The 22,985-nt window shown below is 70.9% G+C and carries 13 protein-coding genes; 4 read left to right on the top strand and 9 right to left on the bottom strand.

Annotated features, from left to right (window positions below; genetic code table 11):
• Window positions 1–251: 251 nt before the first annotated feature.
• Entirely contained in the window at window positions 252–1,613 is a 1,362-nt protein-coding gene (locus tag M2266_RS10110; RefSeq protein ID WP_138353765.1) for a glutamine synthetase family protein, read from the top strand.
• A gap of 275 nt (window positions 1,614–1,888) precedes the next feature.
• Here M2266_RS10110 and M2266_RS10105 read toward each other — a convergent pair whose 3' ends face one another.
• Window positions 1,889–3,268: an FAD-binding oxidoreductase gene (locus M2266_RS10105; RefSeq protein WP_277437874.1), complete on the bottom strand. Its 1,380-nt coding sequence runs from the start codon at window positions 3,266–3,268 to the stop codon at window positions 1,889–1,891.
• Window positions 3,269–3,474: 206 nt separating this feature from the next.
• On the opposite strand from M2266_RS10105, the gene M2266_RS10100 reads away from it, so the two are divergent.
• The gene (locus tag M2266_RS10100) at window positions 3,475–4,599 is read left to right on the top strand and encodes a sulfite oxidase (protein ID WP_277437873.1); all 1,125 of its coding nucleotides are present in this window, start codon (window positions 3,475–3,477) and stop codon (window positions 4,597–4,599) included.
• Window positions 4,600–4,623: 24 nt separating this feature from the next.
• On the opposite strand, the gene M2266_RS10095 is transcribed toward M2266_RS10100, so the two are convergent.
• The gene (locus tag M2266_RS10095) at window positions 4,624–5,646 is read right to left on the bottom strand and encodes a TolB-like translocation protein (protein WP_277437872.1); all 1,023 of its coding nucleotides are present in this window, start codon (window positions 5,644–5,646) and stop codon (window positions 4,624–4,626) included.
• 20 nt (window positions 5,647–5,666) lie between these two features.
• Window positions 5,667–6,557, bottom strand: a complete 891-nt coding sequence (locus tag M2266_RS10090) for an alkaline phosphatase family protein (protein ID WP_277437871.1) — start codon at window positions 6,555–6,557, stop codon at window positions 5,667–5,669.
• Window positions 6,558–6,969: 412 nt separating this feature from the next.
• Here M2266_RS10090 and M2266_RS10085 point away from each other — a divergent pair, with 412 nt between their 5' ends.
• Window positions 6,970–9,933 (top strand): bifunctional [glutamine synthetase] adenylyltransferase/[glutamine synthetase]-adenylyl-L-tyrosine phosphorylase, encoded by a 2,964-nt coding sequence (locus tag M2266_RS10085; protein WP_277437870.1) that lies wholly within the window; start codon window positions 6,970–6,972, stop codon window positions 9,931–9,933.
• Between the two features lie 25 nt (window positions 9,934–9,958).
• Here the strand turns inward: M2266_RS10085 and M2266_RS10080 are convergent, their stop codons facing one another.
• The 6 genes from M2266_RS10080 to M2266_RS10055 all read right to left on the bottom strand — a co-directional run bounded on the left by M2266_RS10080 (window position 9,959) and on the right by M2266_RS10055 (window position 17,182).
• Window positions 9,959–10,831 carry a phosphatase PAP2 family protein gene (locus tag M2266_RS10080; RefSeq protein ID WP_277437869.1) on the bottom strand — a complete coding sequence of 291 codons (873 nt, stop codon included), beginning with the start codon at window positions 10,829–10,831 and terminating at the stop codon, window positions 9,959–9,961.
• A 36-nt stretch (window positions 10,832–10,867) separates the two neighbouring features.
• Entirely contained in the window at window positions 10,868–11,959 is a 1,092-nt protein-coding gene (locus tag M2266_RS10075; protein WP_277437868.1) for a LacI family DNA-binding transcriptional regulator, read from the bottom strand.
• 34 nt (window positions 11,960–11,993) lie between these two features.
• Window positions 11,994–13,688: a glycoside hydrolase family 13 protein gene (locus tag M2266_RS10070; protein WP_277437867.1), complete on the bottom strand. Its 1,695-nt coding sequence runs from the start codon at window positions 13,686–13,688 to the stop codon at window positions 11,994–11,996.
• A 79-nt stretch (window positions 13,689–13,767) separates the two neighbouring features.
• A complete protein-coding gene (locus M2266_RS10065; protein ID WP_277437866.1) occupies window positions 13,768–14,679 on the bottom strand; it encodes a carbohydrate ABC transporter permease in 912 nt (303 codons plus the stop codon).
• 12 nt (window positions 14,680–14,691) lie between these two features.
• Window positions 14,692–15,687: a sugar ABC transporter permease gene (locus M2266_RS10060; RefSeq protein ID WP_277437865.1), complete on the bottom strand. Its 996-nt coding sequence runs from the start codon at window positions 15,685–15,687 to the stop codon at window positions 14,692–14,694.
• 205 nt (window positions 15,688–15,892) lie between these two features.
• Window positions 15,893–17,182, bottom strand: a complete 1,290-nt coding sequence (locus M2266_RS10055; protein ID WP_277437864.1) for an extracellular solute-binding protein — start codon at window positions 17,180–17,182, stop codon at window positions 15,893–15,895.
• Window positions 17,183–17,526: 344 nt separating this feature from the next.
• Here M2266_RS10055 and pulA point away from each other — a divergent pair, with 344 nt between their 5' ends.
• Entirely contained in the window at window positions 17,527–22,938 is a 5,412-nt protein-coding gene (gene pulA, locus M2266_RS10050; RefSeq protein ID WP_277437863.1) for a pullulanase-type alpha-1,6-glucosidase, read from the top strand.
• The last annotated feature ends 47 nt before the right edge of the window (window positions 22,939–22,985 follow it).

Genomic DNA, 22,985 nt, shown 5'->3' with positions numbered 1-22,985 from the left:
AACCTGACTGGACCCTACACAAGCGCACCGGCAATCGACGCGGGTCGGCGCGGGTGTCCCGCGGATAGCGGGTGCCCGTTACCCAGGGCGCTGAACAGCAGGCACTATGGGCACAGCAGTACGCCCCCGCCGGCCCCGTGTGTTCGGACGAGGTTCGAAACGTGCCGGAAACCGTGTGGTGGGATGCTCATGTGCCCCGATGTGCCCCGCGGCGCGGGAGCAGGCAGCCTGATCAGCGAGGATGGGTGGAAATGGATAAGCAGCAGGAGTTCGTGCTCCGCACGCTCGAAGAGCGCGACATCCGCTTCGTGCGGCTGTGGTTCACGGACGTGCTCGGCTACCTGAAGTCGGTCGCCGTCGCCCCCGCCGAGCTGGAGCAGGCCTTCGACGAGGGCATCGGTTTCGACGGTTCGGCGATCGAGGGCTTCGCCCGGGTGTACGAGTCGGACATGATCGCCAAGCCCGACCCCAGCACTTTCCAGATCCTGCCGTGGCGCGCTGAGGGCCCCGGGACCGCGCGGATGTTCTGCGACATCCTCATGCCGGACGGCTCCCCCTCCTACGCCGACCCGCGCTACGTCCTCAAGCGCGCGCTGGCCAAGACCTCCGACCTCGGGTTCACCTTCTACACCCACCCCGAGATCGAGTTCTTCCTGCTCAAGGACAAGCCGCTCGACGGCAGCATCCCCACCCCCGCCGACAACTCCGGCTACTTCGACCACACTCCGCAGAACGTCGGCATGGACTTCCGCCGCCAGGCGATCACCATGCTGGAGTCGATGGGCATCTCGGTGGAGTTCTCCCACCACGAGGGCGCCCCCGGCCAGCAGGAGATCGACCTCCGCTACGCCGACGCGCTGTCCACCGCCGACAACGTCATGACGTTCCGGCTGGTGATGAAGCAGGTCGCGCTGGAGCAGGGCGTGCACGCGACGTTCATGCCCAAGCCGTTCTCGGATTTCCCCGGCTCGGGCATGCACACCCACCTCTCCCTCTTCGAGGGCGACCGCAACGCGTTCTACGAGTCCGGCTCGGAGTTCCAGCTCTCCAAGGTCGGCCGCTCCTTCATCGCGGGCCTGCTCAAGCACGCCGGCGAGATCTCCGCCGTCACCAACCAGTGGGTGAATTCCTACAAGCGCATCTGGGGCGGCTCGCAGCGCACCGCCGGCGCCGGCGGCGAGGCACCCTCCTACATCTGCTGGGGCCACAACAACCGGTCCGCGCTGATCCGCGTCCCGATGTACAAACCCGGCAAGACCGGCTCCACCCGCGTCGAGGTCCGCTCCATCGACTCCGGCGCCAACCCCTACCTCGCCTACGCGGTGCTGCTCGCCGCCGGCCTGAAGGGCATCCAGGAGGGCTACGAGCTCCCGCCCGGCGCCGACGACGACGTCTGGGCCCTCTCCGACGCCGAACGCCGCGCCCTGGGCATCGAGCCCCTCCCGCAGAACCTGGGCGAGGCCATCACCCTGATGGAACGCAGCGAACTGGTCGCGGAGACCCTCGGCGAGCACGTCTTCGACTTCTTCCTGCGCAACAAGAAGCAGGAGTGGGAGGAGTACCGCAGCGAGGTGACGGCCTTCGAGCTGCGGAAGAACCTGCCGAACCTGTAAACGCAGGTCAGGGAAGGTTCCCTACGCCGTAACGACGACCGGGCCAGCGGCACACTGCCGCCGGCCCGGAGTCGTCTCACCGCTCCGGGTCACGGACGGTCGCGTCCGGGACCCGGGTGTCCGGCCAGAGCTAGGTGGCCGTGAGCAGCGGCAGGCCCGCAATGCACCGGCCGCGCGCCACCCGGCGTCACTCCACCGCACACGGCGCCCGTTGTCTCGGTGGGGAATGCGGTCGAGTGAACACCCGGCCGCCGCCGGTTCGTCAGTGCTCGTGGTCAGGTGGCCGGGGCGATGTTCTGGTTTGCATGGAAGAGGTTGTGCGGGTCGTAGGTGTGTTTGATCGCCGCCAGGCGGTCGTAGTGGTCGCGGTAGGTGGCCCGGACGCGGTCCTGGCTCTCGCCCGCGCCCATGAAGTTGACGTAGCCGCCGCCCATGGAGTGCGGGTGCAGGTCCTCCCAGTAGTCGACGCACCACTCCTTGACGATGCCCGCGTTGGCCGGGTCGGGGTCGATGCCGCCGATGACGCCGGACCAGAGGGCGTCCCGGTAGGCCCACGCGGTGTCGTCCGGGCCGATGCGGTGGGCGGCTCCGTCGACCGGGTAGAGGTGCATGGTCGACAGGGCGGTGGGGAGGTTCTCGGCGTACTTCGCGTGCACGTCGATGGCGTCGTCCGTGATCCGGTTGAAGAAGTCCCCGCGCCAGTACCACTGCAGGCCCTTGGGGATCAGTTCGTCGAACATGCCCTGCAACGCGGGGTACGGCATCGGCGCCGAGAAGTGGAAGGCCGGCACACCCGCGTCGTTCACGGGGGCCAGCGCCTGCTCGATGCCGTCCGGGTCACCCGTCCAGCACCACACGACGCCGCACATGGGGTGCCCGTGGATCTCCTCGGGGAACGGCGGGGCCGGCGGGACGGTGAGCACGGCGAAGAAGCCGTTCAGGTCCTCGGGTGCCTGCGGCAGGAAGTCGCGGTACCAGCGCAGCACCTCGTGGATGTGGTCGACCGGCCAGAGGCTGACCGCGAGGCCCACGGTGTGCACCGGGTGCAGCCGGAAGCGGAACGAGGTGACGATGCCGAAGTTGCCGCCGCCGCCGCGCAGCGCCCAGAACAGGTCAGGGTGGTCGTCCTCGCTCGCCGTGACGAAGCTGCCGTCGGCGAGCACCACGTCGGCGTCCACGAGGTTGTCCATCGTCAGGCCGTACTTGCGGGTGAGGTGGCCGTGGCCGCCGCCGAGGGTGAGGCCGGCGACGCCCGTCGTGGACATGATGCCCCCGGGGGTGGCCAACTCGAAGGCGTGAGCGGCGTGGTCCAGGTCGCCGAGTTGGCATCCGCCGCCGACCCGGGCGGTCTTCGTGGCGGGGTCGACGCGCACCCAGCGCATCGGCGACAGGTCGACGGTGACGCCGTCGTCGACCAGGCACAGGCCGGCGCCGCTGTGGCCGCCGCCCCGGACGGCGAGTTCCAGGCCCTGGTCCCGGATGAAGTCGACCGCGGCCATCACGTCCGCGGCGTCCGCGCACCGCACGACGGCGGCCGGGCGCGTGTCGACCATGGCGTTGTAGACCTCGCGGGCCTGCGCGTACGCGGGATCCTGTGGACCGATGACGGGGCCGCGCAGCGCGGTCCGCATCGCTTCCAGAGTGCTGGCGTCCATGGCGAACTCCTCGGCGAGACTCGGGCCGCCTTCCCGCCCGGCCGCTCCCCGGTCGGGCCGCCGGTGGGCGGTGGTGCGCCGACGCCCTGGCATCCTCGTCAGCCATGGGCATCAAGGGGCCCAGAGCCGATATCTCCAGCATCCCGCCGCTCGGCGCGGGCCGCATTCCGGGGGTACGGCCCGGGCCGTGAGCGCACCATGGGGGTATGGACGGACGCTACGGCGACATCAGCCCGGCCGGCCGGCTCGCGGAACCCGGTGAGGGGATCGGCGCGGACGAACTCGCGCTCGCCGCCCGCAACCACGGGCTCCCGCTCGAGGCCCTGCGCTACGACGTGACCCCGCCGGGCCTGCACTACGTCCTGGTGCACTACGACATCCCCGCCGCCCGCGAGGACGACTGGCGGCTCACTGTCGGGGGCGCCGTCCGGACGGCGCTGTCGCTGGACATGGCGGCCCTGCGGTCCTACCCCGCCGTCACCCACCGCGTGACGATGGAGTGCGCGGGCAACGGCCGGGCGCGGCTCACCCCGCGGCCGGTGAGCCAGCCCTGGCTGGTCGAGGGGGTGGGGACCGCCGAGTGGACCGGGGTGCCGCTGCGCGTGCTGCTCGCCGAGGCGGGGGTGCTGCCGGGCGCCGTCGAGGCCGTTTTCGGCGGGGCCGACCACGGTGTGGAGCGCGGGGTCGAGCAGGAGTACCGGTGGAGTCTGCCGCCGGCGGTGGCGGCCGGCGGCGATCCGGAGGTACTCGTCGCGTACGGCATGAACGGTCTGCCCCTGCCGCCGCAGCACGGCTACCCGCTGCGGCTCGTGGTGCCCGGCTGGTACGGCATGGCGCACGTGAAGTGGCTGCGCGAGATCACCCTCACCGACACCCCGTTCACCGGATTCCAGCCGGCGGTCGCGTACCGCTACCGGCAGCGTGCCGGTGAGCCGGGCGAGCCGGTCACCCGGATCGCCCCGCGCGCGCTGATGATCCCGCCGGGGTTCCCCGACTTCATGTCCAGGACCCGCGTCGTACGCCCCGGGCCGGTGCCGCTGGAGGGCAGGGCGTGGTCCGGGATGGCGCCGGTCACGGCGGTCGAGGTGAGCACGGACGGCACAGGGTCCTGGCGGGCGGCCGAACTCGCCCCGCCGGACGGGCACGACCGGGCCTGGCGGAGCTGGCGGACGTCCTGGACGGCCGAACCCGGCAGCCATGTGCTCAGCGCCCGCGCCACCGACGCCGAGGGCAACACCCAGCCCCTCGACCAGCCGTGGAACCGCGGCGGGTTCGCCAACAACCTCGTGCAGCGGGTCACCGTGCACTGCCTTCCCGAAGCCTCCGGCTGACCGGACCCCGGCTGACCGCTCGCGTCAGCCGATGTAGGCCGGGGCCAGGGCCGCCGGGGTCAGGGCGCGGGGTGCGCCGGTGCCGTCGGCGGGGACCGTGTAGAGGTCCGCGCCGAAGTCGCCCGGCAGCGAGTAGGCGACGGTGCGGTCGTCGGTCCAGATGGCCTGGTCGTCGACGCTGCGGGTCTCGGCCAGCGGGGTCTCGCGCATCGTGGCGAGGTCCAGGGCGTAGAGCCGCCAGGGGGCGTCGGGGGACAGGCCCGCGACGCGCTTCTTGAAGACCAGGCGGGTGCCGTCGGGGGAGAGCGACGGGCATTCGACGTTGGGGCGCAGCGTCGTCACGGTGCGGGCCGCGAGGTCGCCGCGGACGAGGTACGTGCTGCCGCCGGTCGCGAGCGTCGCGTAGAAGTGTCCGTCGTCGGCGAAGGTGATGCCCCAGAAGTTCACGTCGGTGGCGCGGTAGTGCTTGCCGTCCTTGCGGATCGTGAAGTCCTCCAGGCTCGCGTCGAGTTTCCCGGTGCGCACGTCGAGGAGCGAGGTGCGAGTGGAGAAGTTCGTGCCCGCGTAGGAGTCGCCGGCGACGAAGACCGTCCAGGCGGCGAGGTGGCCGCTGGGCGAGACGCGGGCGCGGGTCGGGATGCCGGTCAGCGGGTAGTGGCGGGTCTCCTGGAGGCGGGAGTCGAGGACGACGGCGCGGTAGGTGTCCTGGACGGTGCCGTGCACGCTCTGCAGGCAGATGCCGGTGCCGGCGGCGGCGTGGAAGCGCAGGCAGTGGACGCCGGAGGCGGTACGGATCGCCCCGGGCGAGGCGGCGGGCACGGTGGCCAGCTCGTCGCGGTGCGGACCCCACGCCATGTTGCGGAAGACCATGAGACGCGGTCCGGCCGGGGCCAGCGACACCGTGCCCCGGACGACCGGCGGGCCGCCCGCCTGCTCGGTGTCCTTCCGGGCGGCCCGGTCGGAGGCGTGCCAGACCGCCGCGCCCGCCACACAGGCGAGCACGGCGAGCGCCGCGACGAGGATCAGCAGCCGGTTCCGGGTGGTCATGGCGCCGGCTCCGCTCATGGTCAGCTGGTCCAGATGCCGGTGATGTCGGACGCGGAGGCGGCGTTGCCCGCGTGCGGGAGGCCGTACATGTCCTCCAGCGTGCGCAGCAGGTTGTAGTGGTTGTACGTGGTCGACGAGGTGCTGCCCGGGGTGACGCTCTGCCCGTACAGGACGGTCGGGATGCGGTTGCCGGCCAGCCGGTTGTCCTCGTCGAAGGTGACGACGAGCAGGCTGTTGTGGGTCTTGGCCCAGGTGGCGTAAGCGCCGAGGTTGTTCTTCAGCCAGGTGTCACCGGTGCCGACGGAGCAGTCGTGCATGTCGCTGCACAGGTTCGGCACGACGAAGGAGACCTGCGGCAGCGTGGTGTAGTCCGTCGGGAACTGGGCGAACGTCTTGGCGCTGGAGGTCGGCACGTTCTTGAAGCCGAACCAGGGGTTGTGCTTCTGCGCGTACTTGCCGCTGCTGCAGGTGGTGGAGCCCTGGCTGGGCAGCGTCTCGTTGTAGCTGCCCCAGGTCTTGCCCGCGGCGATCAGCTCGGAGGCGAGGTTGGGCGCGGAGCTGAAGCCGGGGGTGACGCAGCTGTCGCCGGTGACGCCCTGGTTACTGCCGGAGAACACCTGGTAGTAGTTCGGCTGGCTCGGGTGCGTGACGCCGTACGAGGCGGTGAGGTTCGCTCCGCCGGTCTTCAGCGAGTTGATGTAGGGCGCGCTGGAGCTGCCGATGACCTGGTTGTACGCGTGGTTCTCCATCATCACGACGATCACGTGGTCCGGAGTGGGGACGGCGGCCGCGGCGCTCGCGGTGGACGCGCCGCCGAGGCCGGCCCACAGTCCGACGGACGCGCCGGCCAGCCCGAGGGCTGCGGCGAGGGCGGTGAGGGGACGCGGTACGGATTTCGACAAGCCGGGCACGGCTTACCTCCGGTGGGGGGAAGGGGGGCGCGGAGCGCTGTCAGCGTAGGAGCGGCGGCTGGAAGAGAGAAGATCCGCCGACGTGAATGGCCGGGAAACGAACGGGGTGGGGGTACGCGCCGGGCTCCGCCCACCCGCCGGAACGGGCTCCGCCACCCACCGGCACGGGCTCCGCCACCCGCCGGAACGGGCTCCGCCATCCACCGGGACCGGCAGCGCCCGCCGACCGGACGGGCTCGGTGGGCCGCCCGGCAGAGCTTCGCCGCTGCCCGGTCCGGGTAGCACTCCGCTGTTCGGACCGGCACCGCCGTGGCCGCGCGAGGTGGAACCGTTCCAGCTCGGCGGCCGGGCGGTTACGCTCAGCTGGGACCTTGATCGCAGGCATGACGATGCATGACGTACCGGAGGCGAGATGTCGCTGCCGCAGGGGCGCCGGAGCAGCACGTTCTCCCGGCTGCTGCGCCACGGGTTCACCGATCCCGCCGCGGCCGAGGTGCTGGTGGAGTCGGCGGGGCTGACGGCGGTGCGGACCGATCCGGTGCTGCTGGACGCGCTCGGCGTGACCGCGGACCCCGATCAGGCGCTGCTGGGCCTGGTCCGGCTGGTGGAGGTGCTGGAAGCGGGCGAGCGGCGGACCCTGCTCGACACCCTGACCAGCGCCAAGCCCCTGCGCGACCGGCTGCTCGGGGTGCTCGGCGCCTCCGAGGCGCTCGGCGACCACCTCGCCCGGCACCCGCACGACTGGCACGCGCTGGTGACGTACGAGTCCTCCGACCTGCACCCCGGCGTCGCCGAGTTCGAACGCGGGCTGGCCTCGGCCACCGACCCCGACCTGCTGCGGGCCGCCTACCGCCGCTGCATGCTGGCCATCGCCGCCCGCGACGTGTGTGGCACCAGCGACCTGGCGCAGACGGCGGGGGAGCTCGCGGACCTGGCGACCGCGACCGTGCGCGCGGCGCTCGCCATCGCCGGCGCCGAGGCGCCGGAGGACGCGGCGCTGTGCCGGCTCGCCGTGATCGGCATGGGCAAGTGCGGCGGCCACGAGCTGAACTACGTCTCGGACGTGGACGTGATCTTCGTGGCGGAGGCGGTCGAGGGCGCCGAGGAGGCCGCGGCGATGCGGGCGGCGACGCGGCTGGCCGCGCGGATGATGCGGGTCTGCTCCGACACCACCGCCGAGGGCACCATCTGGCCCGTCGACGCCAACCTGCGGCCCGAGGGCAAGAACGGCCCGCTGGTGCGGACGCTTTCCAGCCATGTCGCCTACTACCGGCGGTGGGCCAAGACCTGGGAGTTCCAGGCGCTGCTCAAGGCCCGGCCGATGGCGGGCGACCGGGCGCTGGGCCTGGCGTACGTCGAGGCGCTCTCGCCGATGGTGTGGCAGGCCGCCGACCGCGACCACTTCGTCACCGACGTCCAGCAGATGCGCCGCCGCGTTGTGGAGGGCATCCCCGCCGCGCACGTCGAGCGGGAGCTGAAGCTCGGTCCCGGCGGGCTGCGCGATGTCGAGTTCGCCGTGCAGCTGCTGCAGTTGGTGCACGGCAGAACCGATTCCTCACTGCGCAGCGGCACCACGCTCACCGCGCTCGCCCAACTCGCGGCCGGCGGCTACGTGGGCCGTGCGGACGCCGCCTCACTCGACGCCGCGTACCGGTTCCTGCGTCTGATGGAGCACCGGATCCAGCTGTACCGGCTGCGCCGCACCCATCTCGTGCCGGACGACAAGGCCGGGCAGCGCCGGCTCGGCCGGTCGCTGGGGTTTCGCGCAGACCCGGTCGCCGAGCTGAACCGGGAGTGGAAGCGGCACGCCGTCGAGGTGCGCCGGTTGCACGAGAAGCTCTTCTACCGGCCGCTGCTCGACGCGGTCGCCCAGCTCGAACCGGTCGAGACCCGGCTCAGCGCCAATGCCGCCAGGCAGCGCCTGCAGGCGCTGGGGTACGCCGATCCCGCCGCCGCCATCCGCCACCTGGAGGCGCTGGCCAGCGGTGTCAGCCGCAAGGCCGCCATCCAGCGCACCCTGCTGCCCGTCCTGCTCGGCTGGTTCGGCGACTCCGCCGACCCGGACGCCGGGCTCCTCGGCTTCCGCAAGGTCTCCGACGCGCTCGGCAAGACCCCCTGGTACCTGCGGCTGCTCCGGGACGAGGGCGCCGCCGCCGAGCACCTCGCCCGGGTGCTCTCCTCCGGCCGGCTCGCCCCCGACCTGCTCATGCGCGCCCCCGAGGCGGTCGCCCTGCTCGGCGCCCCCGAGGGCCTGCGGCCGCGGACCGCGGCGGCGCTCGAACAGGAGGTGCTGGCCGCGGTCGGCCGCGCCGACACCCCCGAGCAGGCGGTCACCGCGGTACGCGGGGTCCGGCGCCGCGAGTTGTTCAGGACGGCGGCGGCCGACGTCACCGGCGAGCTGGACGTGGACGCGGTGGGCACCGCGGTCACCGACATCAACACGACCACCGTCGTGGGCGCCCTGCGGGCCGCCATGAACGCCGTCGAGGCGACGGAAGGCCCGCCGGCGACCCGGTTCGCGGTCATCGGCATGGGCCGCTTCGGCGGACGCGAACAGGGCTACGGCTCGGACGCCGACGTGATGTTCGTCCACGAACCGCTGGAGGGGGCCGACGAACCGCGGGCCGCCGCGCAGGCCCTCAAGATCGCCAACGAGCTGCGCCGGCTGCTGCAGATCCCCACCCCGGACCCGCCGCTGCTGATGGACGCGGATCTGCGCCCGGAGGGAAAGAGCGGGCCGCTGGTGCGCAGCCTCGGCTCGTACGCCGCCTACTACCGGCGCTGGTCGCTGGGGTGGGAGAGCCAGGCGCTGCTGCGCGCCGACCCCATGGCCGGGGACGAGGGGCTGGGCGAGCGCTTCATCGAGCTGATCGATCCGCTGCGGTACCCGGCGGACGGGCTCGACGAGGACGCGGTGCGGGAGATCCGGCGGCTCAAGGCCCGCATGGAGTCCGAGCGGATGCCGCGCGGCGCCGACCCCACCACCCACGCCAAGCTCGGCCGCGGTGGGCTCTCCGACGTCGAGTGGACCGTCCAGCTGCTGCAGATGCAGCACGGCGGGCGGCTGAAGGAACTGCGCACCACCCGCACCCGGCGGGCGCTGGCCGCCCTCCAGGCCGCCGGCCTGGTCGGCGCCGACGACGCGGCCGTGCTGGACGAGGCGTGGGTGCTGGCCACCCGGGTCCGCAACGCGGTGATGCTGGTACGCGGCCGCCCCGGCGACACGTTCCCCGGCGACGGCCGGGAGCTCGCCGCCGTGGGCCGCTACCTCGGGTACTCGGCCGGCCACGTCGGCGACATGCTGGAGGAGTACCGCAGGACGACCCGGCGGGCCCGCACGGTCGTCGAGCGGCTCTTCTACGAGTACGAGGCGTGACGGCCGCTCCCACGGGCCCGCCCGCCTATCGGCGGCGGGCCGTCGCCGGGTAGCGGGGCAGGTGGTAGACGTAGCGTCCGTAGAGCACGTAGACCACGGCGAAGCCGCCGCCCAGGCAGACGGCGCCCCCTATGGCGTCGAGCCAGAAGTGGTTGGCCGTCGAGATGATCACGATCAGGGTCGCCACCGGGTACAGGATGCCCAGCACCCTGGCCCACAGTGGCCTGGCGAGCGTCGCGACGGTGATGCCGCACCACAGCGACCACCCGATGTGCATGGAAGGCATCGCGGCGTACTGGTTCGACACCTGTGCCAGGTCGCCGGAGGCCATCGAACCCCAGGTGTGGTGCGCCTTGACGGTGTCGATGAAGTCGATGCCCTGCATCAGCCGGGGCGGGGCCAGCGGGTAGAAGTAGAAGCCGACCAGCGCGATGCCGGTGGTGACGAAGAGGATCGTGCGCGCCGGCCCGTAGCGGCCCGGATGCCAGTGGTAGAGCCACACCAGGACGCCGATGGTGATGACGAAGTGCAGCGTCGCGTAGTAGTAGTTCATTCCGACGATCAGCCAAGTCACCGAGTTCAGCGCGTGGTTGACGCTGTGCTCGACGGCCAGGCCGAGGTGGTTCTCCAGCTTCCAGATCGCGTTCGCGTGCCGCATCGCCGCCGGTTCCTGCTCGGGCACGGCGTTGCGGACGAGCGAATACACCCAGTAACTGACCGCGATCAGAACGATCTCGAACCACAGACGCGGTCTCCGGGGGGTGCGGAGCCTTGACACGAAGGTATGGCGGGGTGCCCCAGGGCCCTCGCTCGGCGCTCCATCGGAATCAGTGGAACCGATGGAGCGCGGCGGGACAGCCGTACGGCCGTCCATGATCTTCGCGGTCGGTTCCCCCATGGAGGAATAGTCTGCCAGACCCGCGCGGCTCGCCGCTCAGACGCCGGCCGGACCCTGAGCGTTCGATGTGTGCCTCCCGGCCGCCTGCTGGACCAGGAGCGCGGGCGTCCGGACGCTCGGCACCGCGGCCGTGGAGCCGCGGACGACCAGCTCGGGGAGGAAGACGAATTCGCTGTGCGGGGCGGGGGTGCCGCCGATCTCCTCCAGCAGCGCCCGCACGGCCGCCTGTCCCATGGCGGCCACGGGCTGGCGGATGGTGGTCAGTGGCGGATCCGTGAAGGCGATCAGCGGGGAATCGTCGAAACCCACGACCGAGACGTCCTCGGGCACCGACAGGCCCTGCTGCCGGGCGGCCCTGATGGCGCCCAGCGCCATCATGTCGGACGCGCAGACGATCGCGGTGCATCCGGAGGCTATGAGCGCTGTCGCGGCAGCCTGGCCCCCCTCCAGCGTGTAGAGGGAGTGTTGGATCAGGTGTTCGGATTCTTCGGTGCTCAGTCCCAGCACGTCCTGCATGCTGCTGATGAAGCCCTGGATCTTGCGAAGCACCGGCACGAAACGCTTCGGTCCGACCGCCAGTCCGATTTTCTCATGTCCGAGTGCCGCCAAATGGGTGACGGCCAGCCGCATCGCGCCCCGGTCGTCGGGGGACACGAACGGCGCCTTGATCTTCTCCGAGAAGCCGTTGATCAGCACGAACGGCACACCCTGGCCGTGCAGCCTGGCGTACCGCTCGGTGTCGGCGGTGGAGTCGGCGTGCAGCCCGGAGACGAAGATGATCCCGGCGACGCCGCGTTCCACGAGCATCTCGACCAGCTCGTCCTCGGTCGAGCCGCCCGGAGTCTGGGTGGCCAGCAGCGGGGTGTACCCGTCGCGGGTCAGCGCCTGACCGATCACCTGCGCGAACGCGGGAAAGATCGGGTTCTCCAGCTCCGGGGTGATCAGGCCGATCAGACCCGCGCTGCGCTGCCGCAGCCGGACCGGCCGTTCGTAGCCGAGCAGATCGAGTGCGGCCAGCACGGATTCGCGGGTGGTGGCGGATACGCCGGGCTTGCCGTTGAGGACCCGGCTGACCGTTGCTTCGCTGACACCCGCCTGGGTTGCGATGTCAGCAAGCCTTGCGGTCACAGCACCGGATGCTATGGGACGGATGGTGGCCACGTCAGATCGCCCACCAAATCGTGGTGTCGGCGGGGATGACGGCGTACTCTCCGTCCGCGCTGAACCCGGTCCCGCCGAGCAGCACGCGGCCGGGGGCCGGGATCGTGACGGGCGCCGCGGTGACGTTGGCGGTGCACACGAACGAGCCCTCGGCGCTGTCCCGGCGGAACGCCAGCACGCCCTCCGGAGCATCCAGCCACGTCACGTCGGAACCGGCGCCCAGGGCGGGGTGTTCGCGGCGGACGGCCAGCGCCGCACGGTAGAACTCCAGCGTCGAGTTCGGGTCGCCCTCCTGCGCCTCGACGCTGAGGCCGGCCCAGGCGTCGGGCTGCGGCAGCCAGCTGGGGCCGCCCTCGACCGGGCCGAAGCCGTACGGTGCGCGGGTGCCCGACCACGGCAGCGGGACGCGGCAGCCGTCGCGGGTGCCGTCCTGGCCGGCGTTGCGGAAGAACGCCGGGTCCTGGCGCACCTCGTCCGGCAGGTCGGTGACCTCGGGCAGACCGAGCTCCTCGCCCTGGTACAGGTAGGCGGAGCCGGGCAGCGCCAGCATCAGCAGGGTCGCGGCCCGAGCCCGGCGCAGACCGAGCGCCTGGTCGCCGTCGGCGAAGCGGGTCGAGTGCCGCACCACGTCGTGGTTGGACAGCACCCAGGTGGCGGGCGCGCCGACGGAACCCATCGCGGCCAGCGAGGTGTCGATGACCCGGCGCAGCGCGGCGGCGTCCCAGCCGGACGTCAGGTACTCGAAGTTGAACGCCTGGTGCAGCTCGTCGGGGCGCAGGTACAGGGCGCTGCGCTCGACGGTCGGCGTCCAGGCCTCGGCGACGGCGATGCGGTCGCCCGGGGGCACCCCCGGCCGGAGGTTGGGGGAATACTCGTCCAGGATCTTGCGCCAGCTGCGGTAGATCTCGTGGACGCCGTCCTGGTCGAAGTACGGCATCGACGCGGTGCCCAGCAGCTTGAGCTGCTCGTGCGAGCCGATGTCGGGCAGTCCGGGGGCCTTGACCATGCCGTGGGCGACGTCGATGCGGAAGCCGTCGATGCCCAGGTCCAGCCAGAAGCGCAGGATGGAGCGGAACTCGTCGTGCACCGCCGGGTGGTCCCAGTTGAAGTCCGGCTGCTCCGGGGCGAACAGGTGCAGGTACCACTCGCCGGGGGTGCCGTCGGCGTTCACCGTCCGCGTCCAGGCGGGGCCGCCGAAGATGGACTCCCAGTCGTTCGGCGGGAGTTCGCCGTCGGCACCCTTGCCCGCGCGGAAGTGGAAGCGCTCGCGGATCGGGGATCCGGCGCCCTCGCGCAGCGCCTGCTTGAACCACTCGTGCTGGTCGGAGCAGTGGTTGGGGACCACGTCCACGATGACCCGCAGATCCAGCGCGTGGGCGGCCCGCACCAGGTCGTCGGCGTCCGTCAGGGTGCCGAACATCGGGTCGACGGCGCGGTAGTCGGCCACGTCGTAGCCGCCGTCGGCCTGCGGGGAGGCGTAGAACGGCGACAGCCACACGGCGTCCACGCCGAGCGAGCGCAGGTAGGGCAGCCGGGCGGTGATCCCGGGCAGGTCGCCCATGCCGTCGCCGTCGCCGTCGGCGAAACTGCGCGGGTAGACCTGGTAGATCACGGCGTCACGCCACCAGTCTCTGCGCACGGCGTCGGCGGCGTTGTCGGCGGCGGAGCGGGGCGCGTCGGTGAGGTGCTGGCTCATGACTTCCTTTGGGTGTGGCGGGCCGTGGTGTGCACGGGGCACGACAGGAGGCTGCGGTGTCGCGACACCGCAGCGACGATCAGGACTTGGCGGCGCCGGCGGTGAGGCCGGAGACCAGGTGGCGCTGGACCACGAAGAAGACGAGGGCGGCCGGGATGGCGATGATCACCGCGGCGGCGGTCAGCGAGCCCCAGTCCGCGCGCTGGTCGGTGGCGAGGGTGCGGATGCCGGCCGCCAGCGTGAAGTTCTCGTTGGTGCTCATGAACTGGCTCGCGTAGGCGACCTCGCCCCAGGCGGTCAGGAAGCTGTAGAAGGCGGTGACGGCCAGCCCCGGGCGGGCCAGCGGCAGGATCAGCCGCCAGAACGTGCCGAACGGGGTGAGGCCGTCGATCCGGCCCGCCTCGTCGATCTCGTGCGGGATGGTGTCGAAGTATCCCTTGAGCATCCAGGCGCAGAACGGCACCGAGATGGTGCAGTAGGTGACGATCAGGCCGAGGTAGCTGTCGAGGAGGCCGAGCTCGCCGAGCAGGTTGTACAGCGGCACGATCAGCACGGCCATGGGGAACATCTGCGTCGTCAGGAAGGTCCACATCAGCTGCTTGTGGCCGGGGAACTTCATCCGCGAGATGGCGTAGCCGGCGCTCGCCGACAGCATGACGCCGAGCACGGTCGTCGCGGCCGCGACGATCGCCGAGTTGAGGAACCACTTCGGGAAGTTGGTGTGCAGGATGTTCCGGTAGTTCTGCAGGCTCAGGTGGGAGAAGATCTCGCCCGGGTCCGTCCACGCGTTCTTCGGCCCGAAGGAGATGAACGCGATCCACAGCGCCGGGAAGATCGCGACGGCGCTGGCGACCATGAGCGTGGTGTGCAGGGCGAGCGAGGCGCCGCGGCTGCGTTCGCCGCGCTTGCGGCCCGCGCGGCGGGCGGGCACCGCGGCCGAACGGGACGCGTCGGCGCTCTTCGTCGTGCCGGTGTGGGCTGTTGCACTCATCGTCATGGCTCCTTACGCCTGCTCGGTCTTGGCCTGGTAGCGGCGGTAGAAGGTGGAGAAGACCAGCAGGATGGCGAGGATGACCATGCCGTACGACGCGGCGCCCGAGTAGTCGGACACCCCGGTGAACGCCTTGCGGTAGGCGTAGGTCACGAGGATGTCGGTGTCCCCGCTGTTCGTCTGCCCCAGCAGCAGGAAGATGATCGGGAACATGTTGAACGTCCAGATCACCCCGAGCAGGATCACGGTGTTGCTGACCGGGCGCAGGCCGGGGAGCGTGATGTGCAGGAACCGCTTCCAGGGGGAGGCGCCGTCCATCTCGGCGGCCTCGTAGAGCTCCTGGGGTATGGACTGCATGCCGCCGAGGAGGGCGACCATCATGAAGGGTACGCCCGCCCAGACGTTCACCATGATGACCGCGACCTTCTGGGCGAAGGGCGTGCCCAGCCAGTCCTGGGCCGGCAGCCCGACGTGGGTGAGGATCGAGTTGAAGACGCCGTACTGCGAGTTGAGCATCAGCCGCCAGGCGAAGACGCTGACGAAGGCCGGGATGGCCCAGGGCAGGATCAGCGAGAGGCGGTAGAAGAGCCGGAACTTCGCCGGGCGGTTGAGCAGCAGCGCCATGCCCATGCCGATGGCGTAGGTGAAGGCGACGCAGGTCAGCGTCCAGATGACGGTCCAGATGAGCCGCGGGTAGAAGTCACCGTCCTGGCCCGAGAGGATCTTCCAGTAGTTGTCGAAACCCACCAGGTGGTAGGTCGCCGGGATGTGGACGGGGCCGATGTCCTTGGCGATGTTCGTCTCGGTGGCGTTCGTGAACGACAGGTAGATGCCGTAACCCAGCGGGTACAGCACCAGGACGCCGATCACGATGACCACCGGGGCGACCATGGCCCAGGCGTACCAGTGCTTGTCCCACGAGCGCTTGAACAGCGTCACGAGGCCGGGGCGCGGGGCCTTGCCGCGCTGTTTCCCCTGCTGTTGCCCGTCAAGGGCTGCGGTGGTCATCACTCATCGGCTCTTTCCACGATTACGGATGATGGTGCGGGTGGTGTCGCGGCCCCGGAGCGCCCCTCGGAGCGGGGCGGGCGGGGTGGCTCGATCTCCGGGGCCGCGCGTACGGCCCGGCCCGGACGGCCGGGCGCGTGGGCCCCGACCCTCCCGGAGGAGGACGGGGCCCCGGCCGACCGGACCGGAGTCTGGTGCCGTGCGGTTACTTGGTGAAGCCCGGCAGGAGCTTGGCGAACTCGCCGGCCGCCGCGTCCAGTCCGGCCTGGACCGAGACCTGGCCCTGCAGGATCTTCACGTACTGCTGCTGGAGCGGCGTGAAGAGGCTGCCGACCTGGGGGAGCGCCACGCGGGGGCGGGCGGTGTCCATGATCCCCTTGAAGCCGGCGATCTTCGGGTCGGCGGTGACCGCCGGCGTGTACGCGGAGGTACGCGTCGGCAGGGTGCCGGTCTTGGTGGCGATGGTGACCTGGCTGGCCGAGCTGGTCATGAACTCGGTGAACAGGTAGCCGGCGTCCAGGTTCTTGGAGCCCTGGTAGACCGCGAGGTCGTGGCCGCCGGTGGGCGCCTGCGGCTTGCCGGTGGAGCCGGCCGGGACCGGGGCGTAGCCGAGGTTGGACTCCTTGCCCTTGAAGGCCGAGCCGCTGATGTCGTCGCTGACCGACCAGGGGCCCTGGATCAGCATGGCGACCTTGCCGTTCTTGAACGAGGTCTGCATGTTGTCGTAGGCGCTGGCGAAGTCCACCTTCTGTGAGGAGGTGTCGTAGATCTCCTTCGCCTTGGTGACCGCCTTGACCGCCTCCGGGGAGTTGATCGTGATCTTCTTGGCGGCGGCGTCCGCGAGGTCGGTGCCCTCACCGAAGAGCATCGGCATCAGGAAGTAGGTGTCCGGGTTGAGGTACGTGCCCGTGACCCCGGTCTTCTCCTTGATGGTCTTCGAGACGGAGATGAACTCGTCCCAGGTGGTCGGCGGCTTCGCGATGCCGGCCTTGGCGAAGATCTCCTTGTTGTAGAGCAGGCCCAGGGTGTCGGTGACCGACGGGACCCCGTAGGTCTTGCCCTCGTACTTGGTGGTGTTGAGCGGGCCCTGCGTGAAGTCCGTCGTCTCCTTGAGGGCGGCGGTGCCGTCCAGCGGGGCGATGTAGTGCAGGGAGGCGTACTCCGGGATCAGGCCGACGTCGGCCCGGACCACGTCGGGCGCGCCCTTGCCGCTCTGCGCCGCCGTCTTGAACTTCTGCTCCACGTCCGCGAAGGGGACGTTGACGTACTTGACCTTGATCTTCGGGTACTTGGCCTCGAAGGTCTTGATCAGGGCCTGGTAGACGGGCGCCTCGTTCGTGGCGTCCGACGTGTCCCAGTACGTGATCTCGCCGGAGACTCCGGCCGGGTCCTTCGCCGCGTCCCCGGTGCTCTTGTTGTCGCTGCTGCCGCCACAGGCGGTGGCCCCGAGAACGATGGCCGCGGCCATCGCCACGGCGGATATGCCGCGTCGCATACCTGTCTCCTTGATGAGGGTAAAACCCGGTTCACCCTGGAGTGGGTGATGCGCACCGCTTGGTGCTGTGCGGCTGCTCGGGCTGGGCAGGAACGTAACAGCGATGTAAGACCTTGCGAAAGAGCCTGCAAGAAAGTTTCGGCCACGCCTCTCGAATGTGACGTTGCCGTTACCTGCAGGTGTCCGATGCAGGCCCAGGCCCCACAAAGTGCGTTGCAAGGTCTTGCTGCAAGGGGCGGGCAGCGATAGCGTCCGCAGCGCCCGGCGGTGCCGCCGGGCAGCCGCGGGACCTCGGCGCGTAGTGCCCCCGGCACGAGCTTTTTCCGCTACGAGGAGACCCGCCCGTGTCCGTACCCGCACGCATACGACGTGTGGCAGCGACGGTGGTGTCGGCGCTGCTGCTGGCCACCGTGCCGGCCGCCGTGCCCGCCCTGGCCGCCGCGCCACCCGCCCCGCCGTCCGACGCGGCGCTCGCCGCCCAGCCGGCCCGCCACGACCTCACGCGTGAGCAGTTCTACTTCGTCCTGCCGGACCGGTTCGCCAACGGCGACCCCCGCAACGACACCGGCGGACTCACCGGCTCCCGGCTCGCCACCGGCTACGACCCCACCGACAAGGGCTTCTACCAGGGCGGCGACCTCAAGGGACTGACCGGGAAGCTCGACTACATCAAGGGGCTCGGCACCACCGCCATCTGGATGGCGCCGATCTTCAAGAACCAGCCCGTGCAGGGCACGGGGAAGGACGCCAGCGCCGGTTACCACGGCTACTGGATCACCGACTTCACCCAGGTCGACCCGCACTTCGGGACCAACGACGACCTGAAGAAGCTCATCGCGGCCGCCCACGCCAAGGGCATGAAGATCTTCTTCGACGTCATCACCAATCACACCGCCGACGTCGTGGACTACCAGGAGAAGGCGTACTCCTACCTCTCCAAGGGCGCGTTCCCGTACCTGAGCAAGGACGGGACGCCCTTCGACGACACCGACTTCGCCACGGCGGCAGCCGGGAAGGACTTCCCGGCGGTCGACGCCGACTCCTTCGCGCGGACGCCCGTCGTGGCGCCGGAGAAGAAGAACGTCAAGGTGCCGGCCTGGCTCAACGACCCGTCGATGTACCACAACCGGGGTGACTCCACCTATGCCGGGGAGAGCACCGACCAGGGTGACTTCTCCGGCCTCGACGACCTGTGGACCGAGCGTCCCGAGGTCGTCCAGGGCATGGAGAAGATCTACGAGAAGTGGGTCAAGGACTTCGCGATCGACGGCTTCCGGATCGACACCGTCAAACACGTCGACCTGCCGTTCTGGACCCAGTGGGCCACCGCGCTCGACCAGTACGCCGCCCGGCACGGGCGGAAGGACTTCTTCATGTTCGGCGAGGTCTACTCCGCCGACACCGCGATCACCTCGCCCTATGTCACCCAGGGCCGGCTCGACGCCACCCTGGACTTCCCCTTCCAGGACGCCGCCCGCTCCTACGCCTCCCAGGGCGGCTCCGCGGCCAAGCTCGCCGGCCTCTTCGCGCAGGACTACCGGTACACCACCGACAAGGCCAACGCCTACGAGTCGGTGACGTTCCTCGGCAACCACGACATGGGCCGCATCGGGACCTTCCTCCAGCAGGACAACCCCGGCGCCACCGACGCGGAGCTGGTCCGCAGGGACAAGCTCGCCAACGAGCTGATGTTCCTCAGCCGCGGCAACCCCGTCGTCTACTACGGCGACGAGCAGGGCTTCACCGGGGCCGGCGGCGACAAGGACGCCCGGCAGACGATGTTCGCCTCCAAGGTCGCCGACTACCTCGACGACGACGAGCTGGGCACCGACCGCACCCACGCCAGTGACGCCTACGACACCGCGGCGCCGCTGTACCGGACGATCGCCGCGCTCTCGCAGCTGACCAAGGCCAACCCCGCGCTGCGCGACGGCGTACAGACCGAGCGGTACGCGGCCGACGGCGCGGGCGTGTACGCCTACTCCCGTACGGACGTGAAGACCAGGACCGAGTACCTGGTCGCGGTGAACAACGCGACCGAGGCGAAGACCGTGGCGGTGCCGACCGGCGTCGCCGGAGCGGACTTCGGTGCGCTCTACGGCGCCACCGGCACCGTGCGCAGCGGCGGCGACAGCACGATCAGCCTGACCGTCCCCGCCCTGTCCTCCGTCGTCTACCAGGCGGACAAGCCGCTCGGCGCCCCCGCCACCCGGCCGTCCATCACGCTGCGCGCACCCGCCGCCGGCGCCACCGGCACCGTCGAGGCCTCCGCCGCCGTGACCGGCGGACAGCTCGACCGGGTGGTCTTCGCCGCCCAGGTCGGCAACGCCAAGTGGCAGGTGCTCGGCTCCGCCGACCACGCGCCCTACACAGTCACCCAGGTGATCGACCCGGCCGTCCCGGCCGGAACCGCACTGCGCTACAAGGCCGTGGTGACCGACTCCGCCGGCCGCACGAGCAGCGCGACCGCGGAGACCACCAGCGGCGCGCCCGTCCACGAGACGCCGCCCAGCGCGGTCTCCCGCGACTACGCCGTCGTCCACTACCAGCGCACCGACGGCGACTACGCCGACTGGGGCCTCTACACGTGGGGCGACATCGCGGACGGCGAGGGCACCACGTGGCCGGCCGGCAAGCCCTTCACCGGACGGGACGCCTACGGCGCCTTCGCCTACGTCAAGCTCAAGCCGGGCGCGGCCGGCGTCGGCTTCATCGCCGTCGACAAGAACGGCGTCAAGGACACCGACGCGGACCGGGCCGTCGACCTGACGAAGACCGGCGAGGTGTGGATCAAGCAGGGCAGTCCCGAGGTGCTGAACGCCGCCCCCGCCGGCGCCTACCCGCCGCAGGACACGACGAAGGCCGTCCTGCACTACCAGCGCGCCGACGGCGACTACGCCCACTGGGGCCTGCACACCTGGACCGGCGCCGCCACGCCCACCGACTGGACCAAGCCGCTCCAGCCGACGCGGATCGACGCCTATGGTGCGGTGTACGAGGTGCCGCTCGCGCCGGGCGCCACGTCGCTGAGTTACATCCTCCACAACGGCGACGCCAAGGACCTGCCCTCGGACCAGTCCCTGGACCTCGCCTCCACCGGGCATGAGGTGTGGCTGTTGGCCGGAACGCCGAAGTACCTGCTCCCGCAGCCCAAGGGCACGGGTGGTGACCTGGACCTGACCAAGGCGCAGGCGCAGTGGATCGACCGCTACACCGTCGCCTGGCACACCGACGCGAGCGCGTCCGCCGGCCAGCAGCTCGTCTACGCCCCCGACGGCGGCATCACCGTCAAGGACGGTGCCCTGTCCGACGAGGGCCACTGGCTGCGGCTGTCCCAGGTCGCGGGCGGCCTGACCGCCGCCCAGAAGGCGAAGTACCCGCAGCTGAAGGAGTACGCGGCCTTCACCGTCGACCCGCGCGACCGCGACCGGATCGGCGCCGCGCTGCCCGGCCAGCTCATCGCCACCCAGCGCGCCGCGAACGGCGCGCTGCTCGCCGCCACCGGCGTGCAGACGCAAGGGGTGCTCGACGACCTGTACGCCGCGAAGGCGCAGCGCGCGGCGCTCGGCCCGGTCTTCGACCACGGCCGGCCCACCCTGTCGGTCTGGGCGCCCACCGCGCACCGCGTCGCGGTCGAGATCGACGGCAGGACCGTTCCAATGCGGCGGGATGCCGCCAGCGGCGTCTGGTCGGTGACCGGTGGCCGCGACTGGACGGGCAAGCCGTACCGGTACGCGGTGACCGTCTGGGCGCCGAGCGTCCAGAAGCTGGTCACGAACCTGGTGACCGACCCGTACTCGGTCGCGTTGACCGCCGACTCGGCCCGCAGTCTCCTCGTGGACCTCGCCGACCCGAAGCTCGCCCCCCAGGGGTGGCAGCGGCAGGCGAAGCCGGCGGCGGTGCCGCTGAGCCGGGCGCAGATCCAGGAGCTGCACATCCGTGACTTCTCGGTCGCGGACACCACCGTCCCGGCGGCGCGGCGCGGCAAGTACGCCGCGTTCACCGTCGCGGGTTCCGCGGGCATGACGCACCTGCGGGCGCTGGCGAAAGCCGGCACGGACTACGTGCACCTGCTGCCCGCGTTCGACTTCGCGACCGTCCCGGAGAAGACCGCAGACCAGGCGGTGCCGGAGTGCGACCTCGCCTCCTTCCCCGCCGACTCCGAGAAGCAGCAGGAGTGCGTGGCCAAGGCCGCGGCCAAGGACGCCTACAACTGGGGCTACGACCCGTACCACTACACGGTTCCCGAGGGCTCCTACGCCACCGACCCGGACGGCGCCGCCCGCACCACGGAGTTCCGGCAGATGGTGCAGGGGATCAACGGGGCCGGGCTGCGGGTGGTGATGGACGTGGTCTACAACCACACCTCCGCCTCCGGCCAGGCCGACACCTCCGTCCTCGACAAGATCGTGCCCGGCTACTACCAGCGGCTGATGGCCGACGGCAGCGTCGCCAACTCCACCTGCTGCTCCAACACCGCGCCGGAGAACGCGATGATGGGCAAGCTGGTCGTCGACTCGCTCGTCACCTGGGCGAAGGAGTACAAGGTCGACGGGTTCCGCTTCGACCTCATGGGCCACCACCCGAAGGCGAACATCCTGGCCGTCCGCAAGGCGCTGGACGCGCTGACCCTCGCCAAGGACGGCGTCGACGGCAAGAAGATCATCATGTACGGCGAGGGCTGGAACTTCGGCGAGGTCGCCGACAACGCCCGCTTCGAGCAGGCCACCCAGGCCAACATGGCCGGCACCGGCATCGCCACCTTCAGCGACCGGGCGCGGGACGCGGTACGCGGCGGCAGCCCGTTCGACGCCGACCCCGGCGTGCAGGGCTTCGGCAGCGGCCTCTACACCGACCCCAACCCCTCGACCGCCAACGGCACTCCCGCCGAGCAGAAGGCCCGGCTGCTGCACTACCAGGACCTCATCAAGGTCGGGCTGACCGGCAACCTGAGCGCGTTCACCTTCACGGACTCCAACGGGAAGCAGGTGCGCGGATCCGGGGTCGACTACAACGGGCAGCCCGCCGGCTACGCGGCGGCGCCGGGCGACGCCCTCGCCTACGTCGACGCGCACGACAACGAAGCCCTGTACGACGCGCTCGCCTTCAAGCTCCCGGCCGCCACGACGCCGGCCGACCGGGCGCGGATGCAGGTGCTCGCCGAGTCGACCGCCATGCTCTCCCAGGGTCCGGCGCTCTACCAGGCGGGCAGTGACCTGCTGCGGTCCAAGTCCCTGGACCGCAACTCCTTCGACTCCGGTGACTGGTTCAACGCCATCCACTGGGACTGCGCCACGGGCAACGGCTTCGGCCGGGGCCTGCCGCCGGCCGCCGACAACCAGGCCAAGTGGCCGTTCGCCAAGCCGCTGCTGGCCTCCCCGGCCCTGCGCCCCGGCTGTGCCGAGATCACCGGCGCCTCCGCGGCCTACCAGGACCTGCTCAGGATCCGCTCCACGGAACCGGCCTTCGCGCTGACCTCCGCGGCCCAGGTGCAGGACCGGCTCTCCTTCCCGCTGTCGGGCCAGGACGAGACCCCGGGCGTCATCACGATGCGCCTCGGCGACCTGGTCGTGGTCTTCAACGCCACCCCCACCACCCAGACCCAGCGGGTGGCCGCCCTGTCGGGCACGTCCTACACCCTGCACCCGATCCAGTCCGCCGGCGCCGACCCCACGGTCAAGCAGGCGGCCTACGACAAACCCACCGGAACCTTCAAGGTCCCGGCCCGCACGGTCGCGGTCTACACCGCTCGATAACCGACGAGCATGACGAAAGGGCCCGTCTCCCCACCAGGGGAGACGGG

The organism is Streptomyces sp. SPB162 (genome assembly GCF_029504575.1).
GTDB lineage: Bacteria > Actinomycetota > Actinomycetes > Streptomycetales > Streptomycetaceae > Actinacidiphila.
The sequence above is the reverse complement of the archived record's forward strand: the minus strand, read 5'-3'. Positions and strand labels throughout refer to the sequence as shown.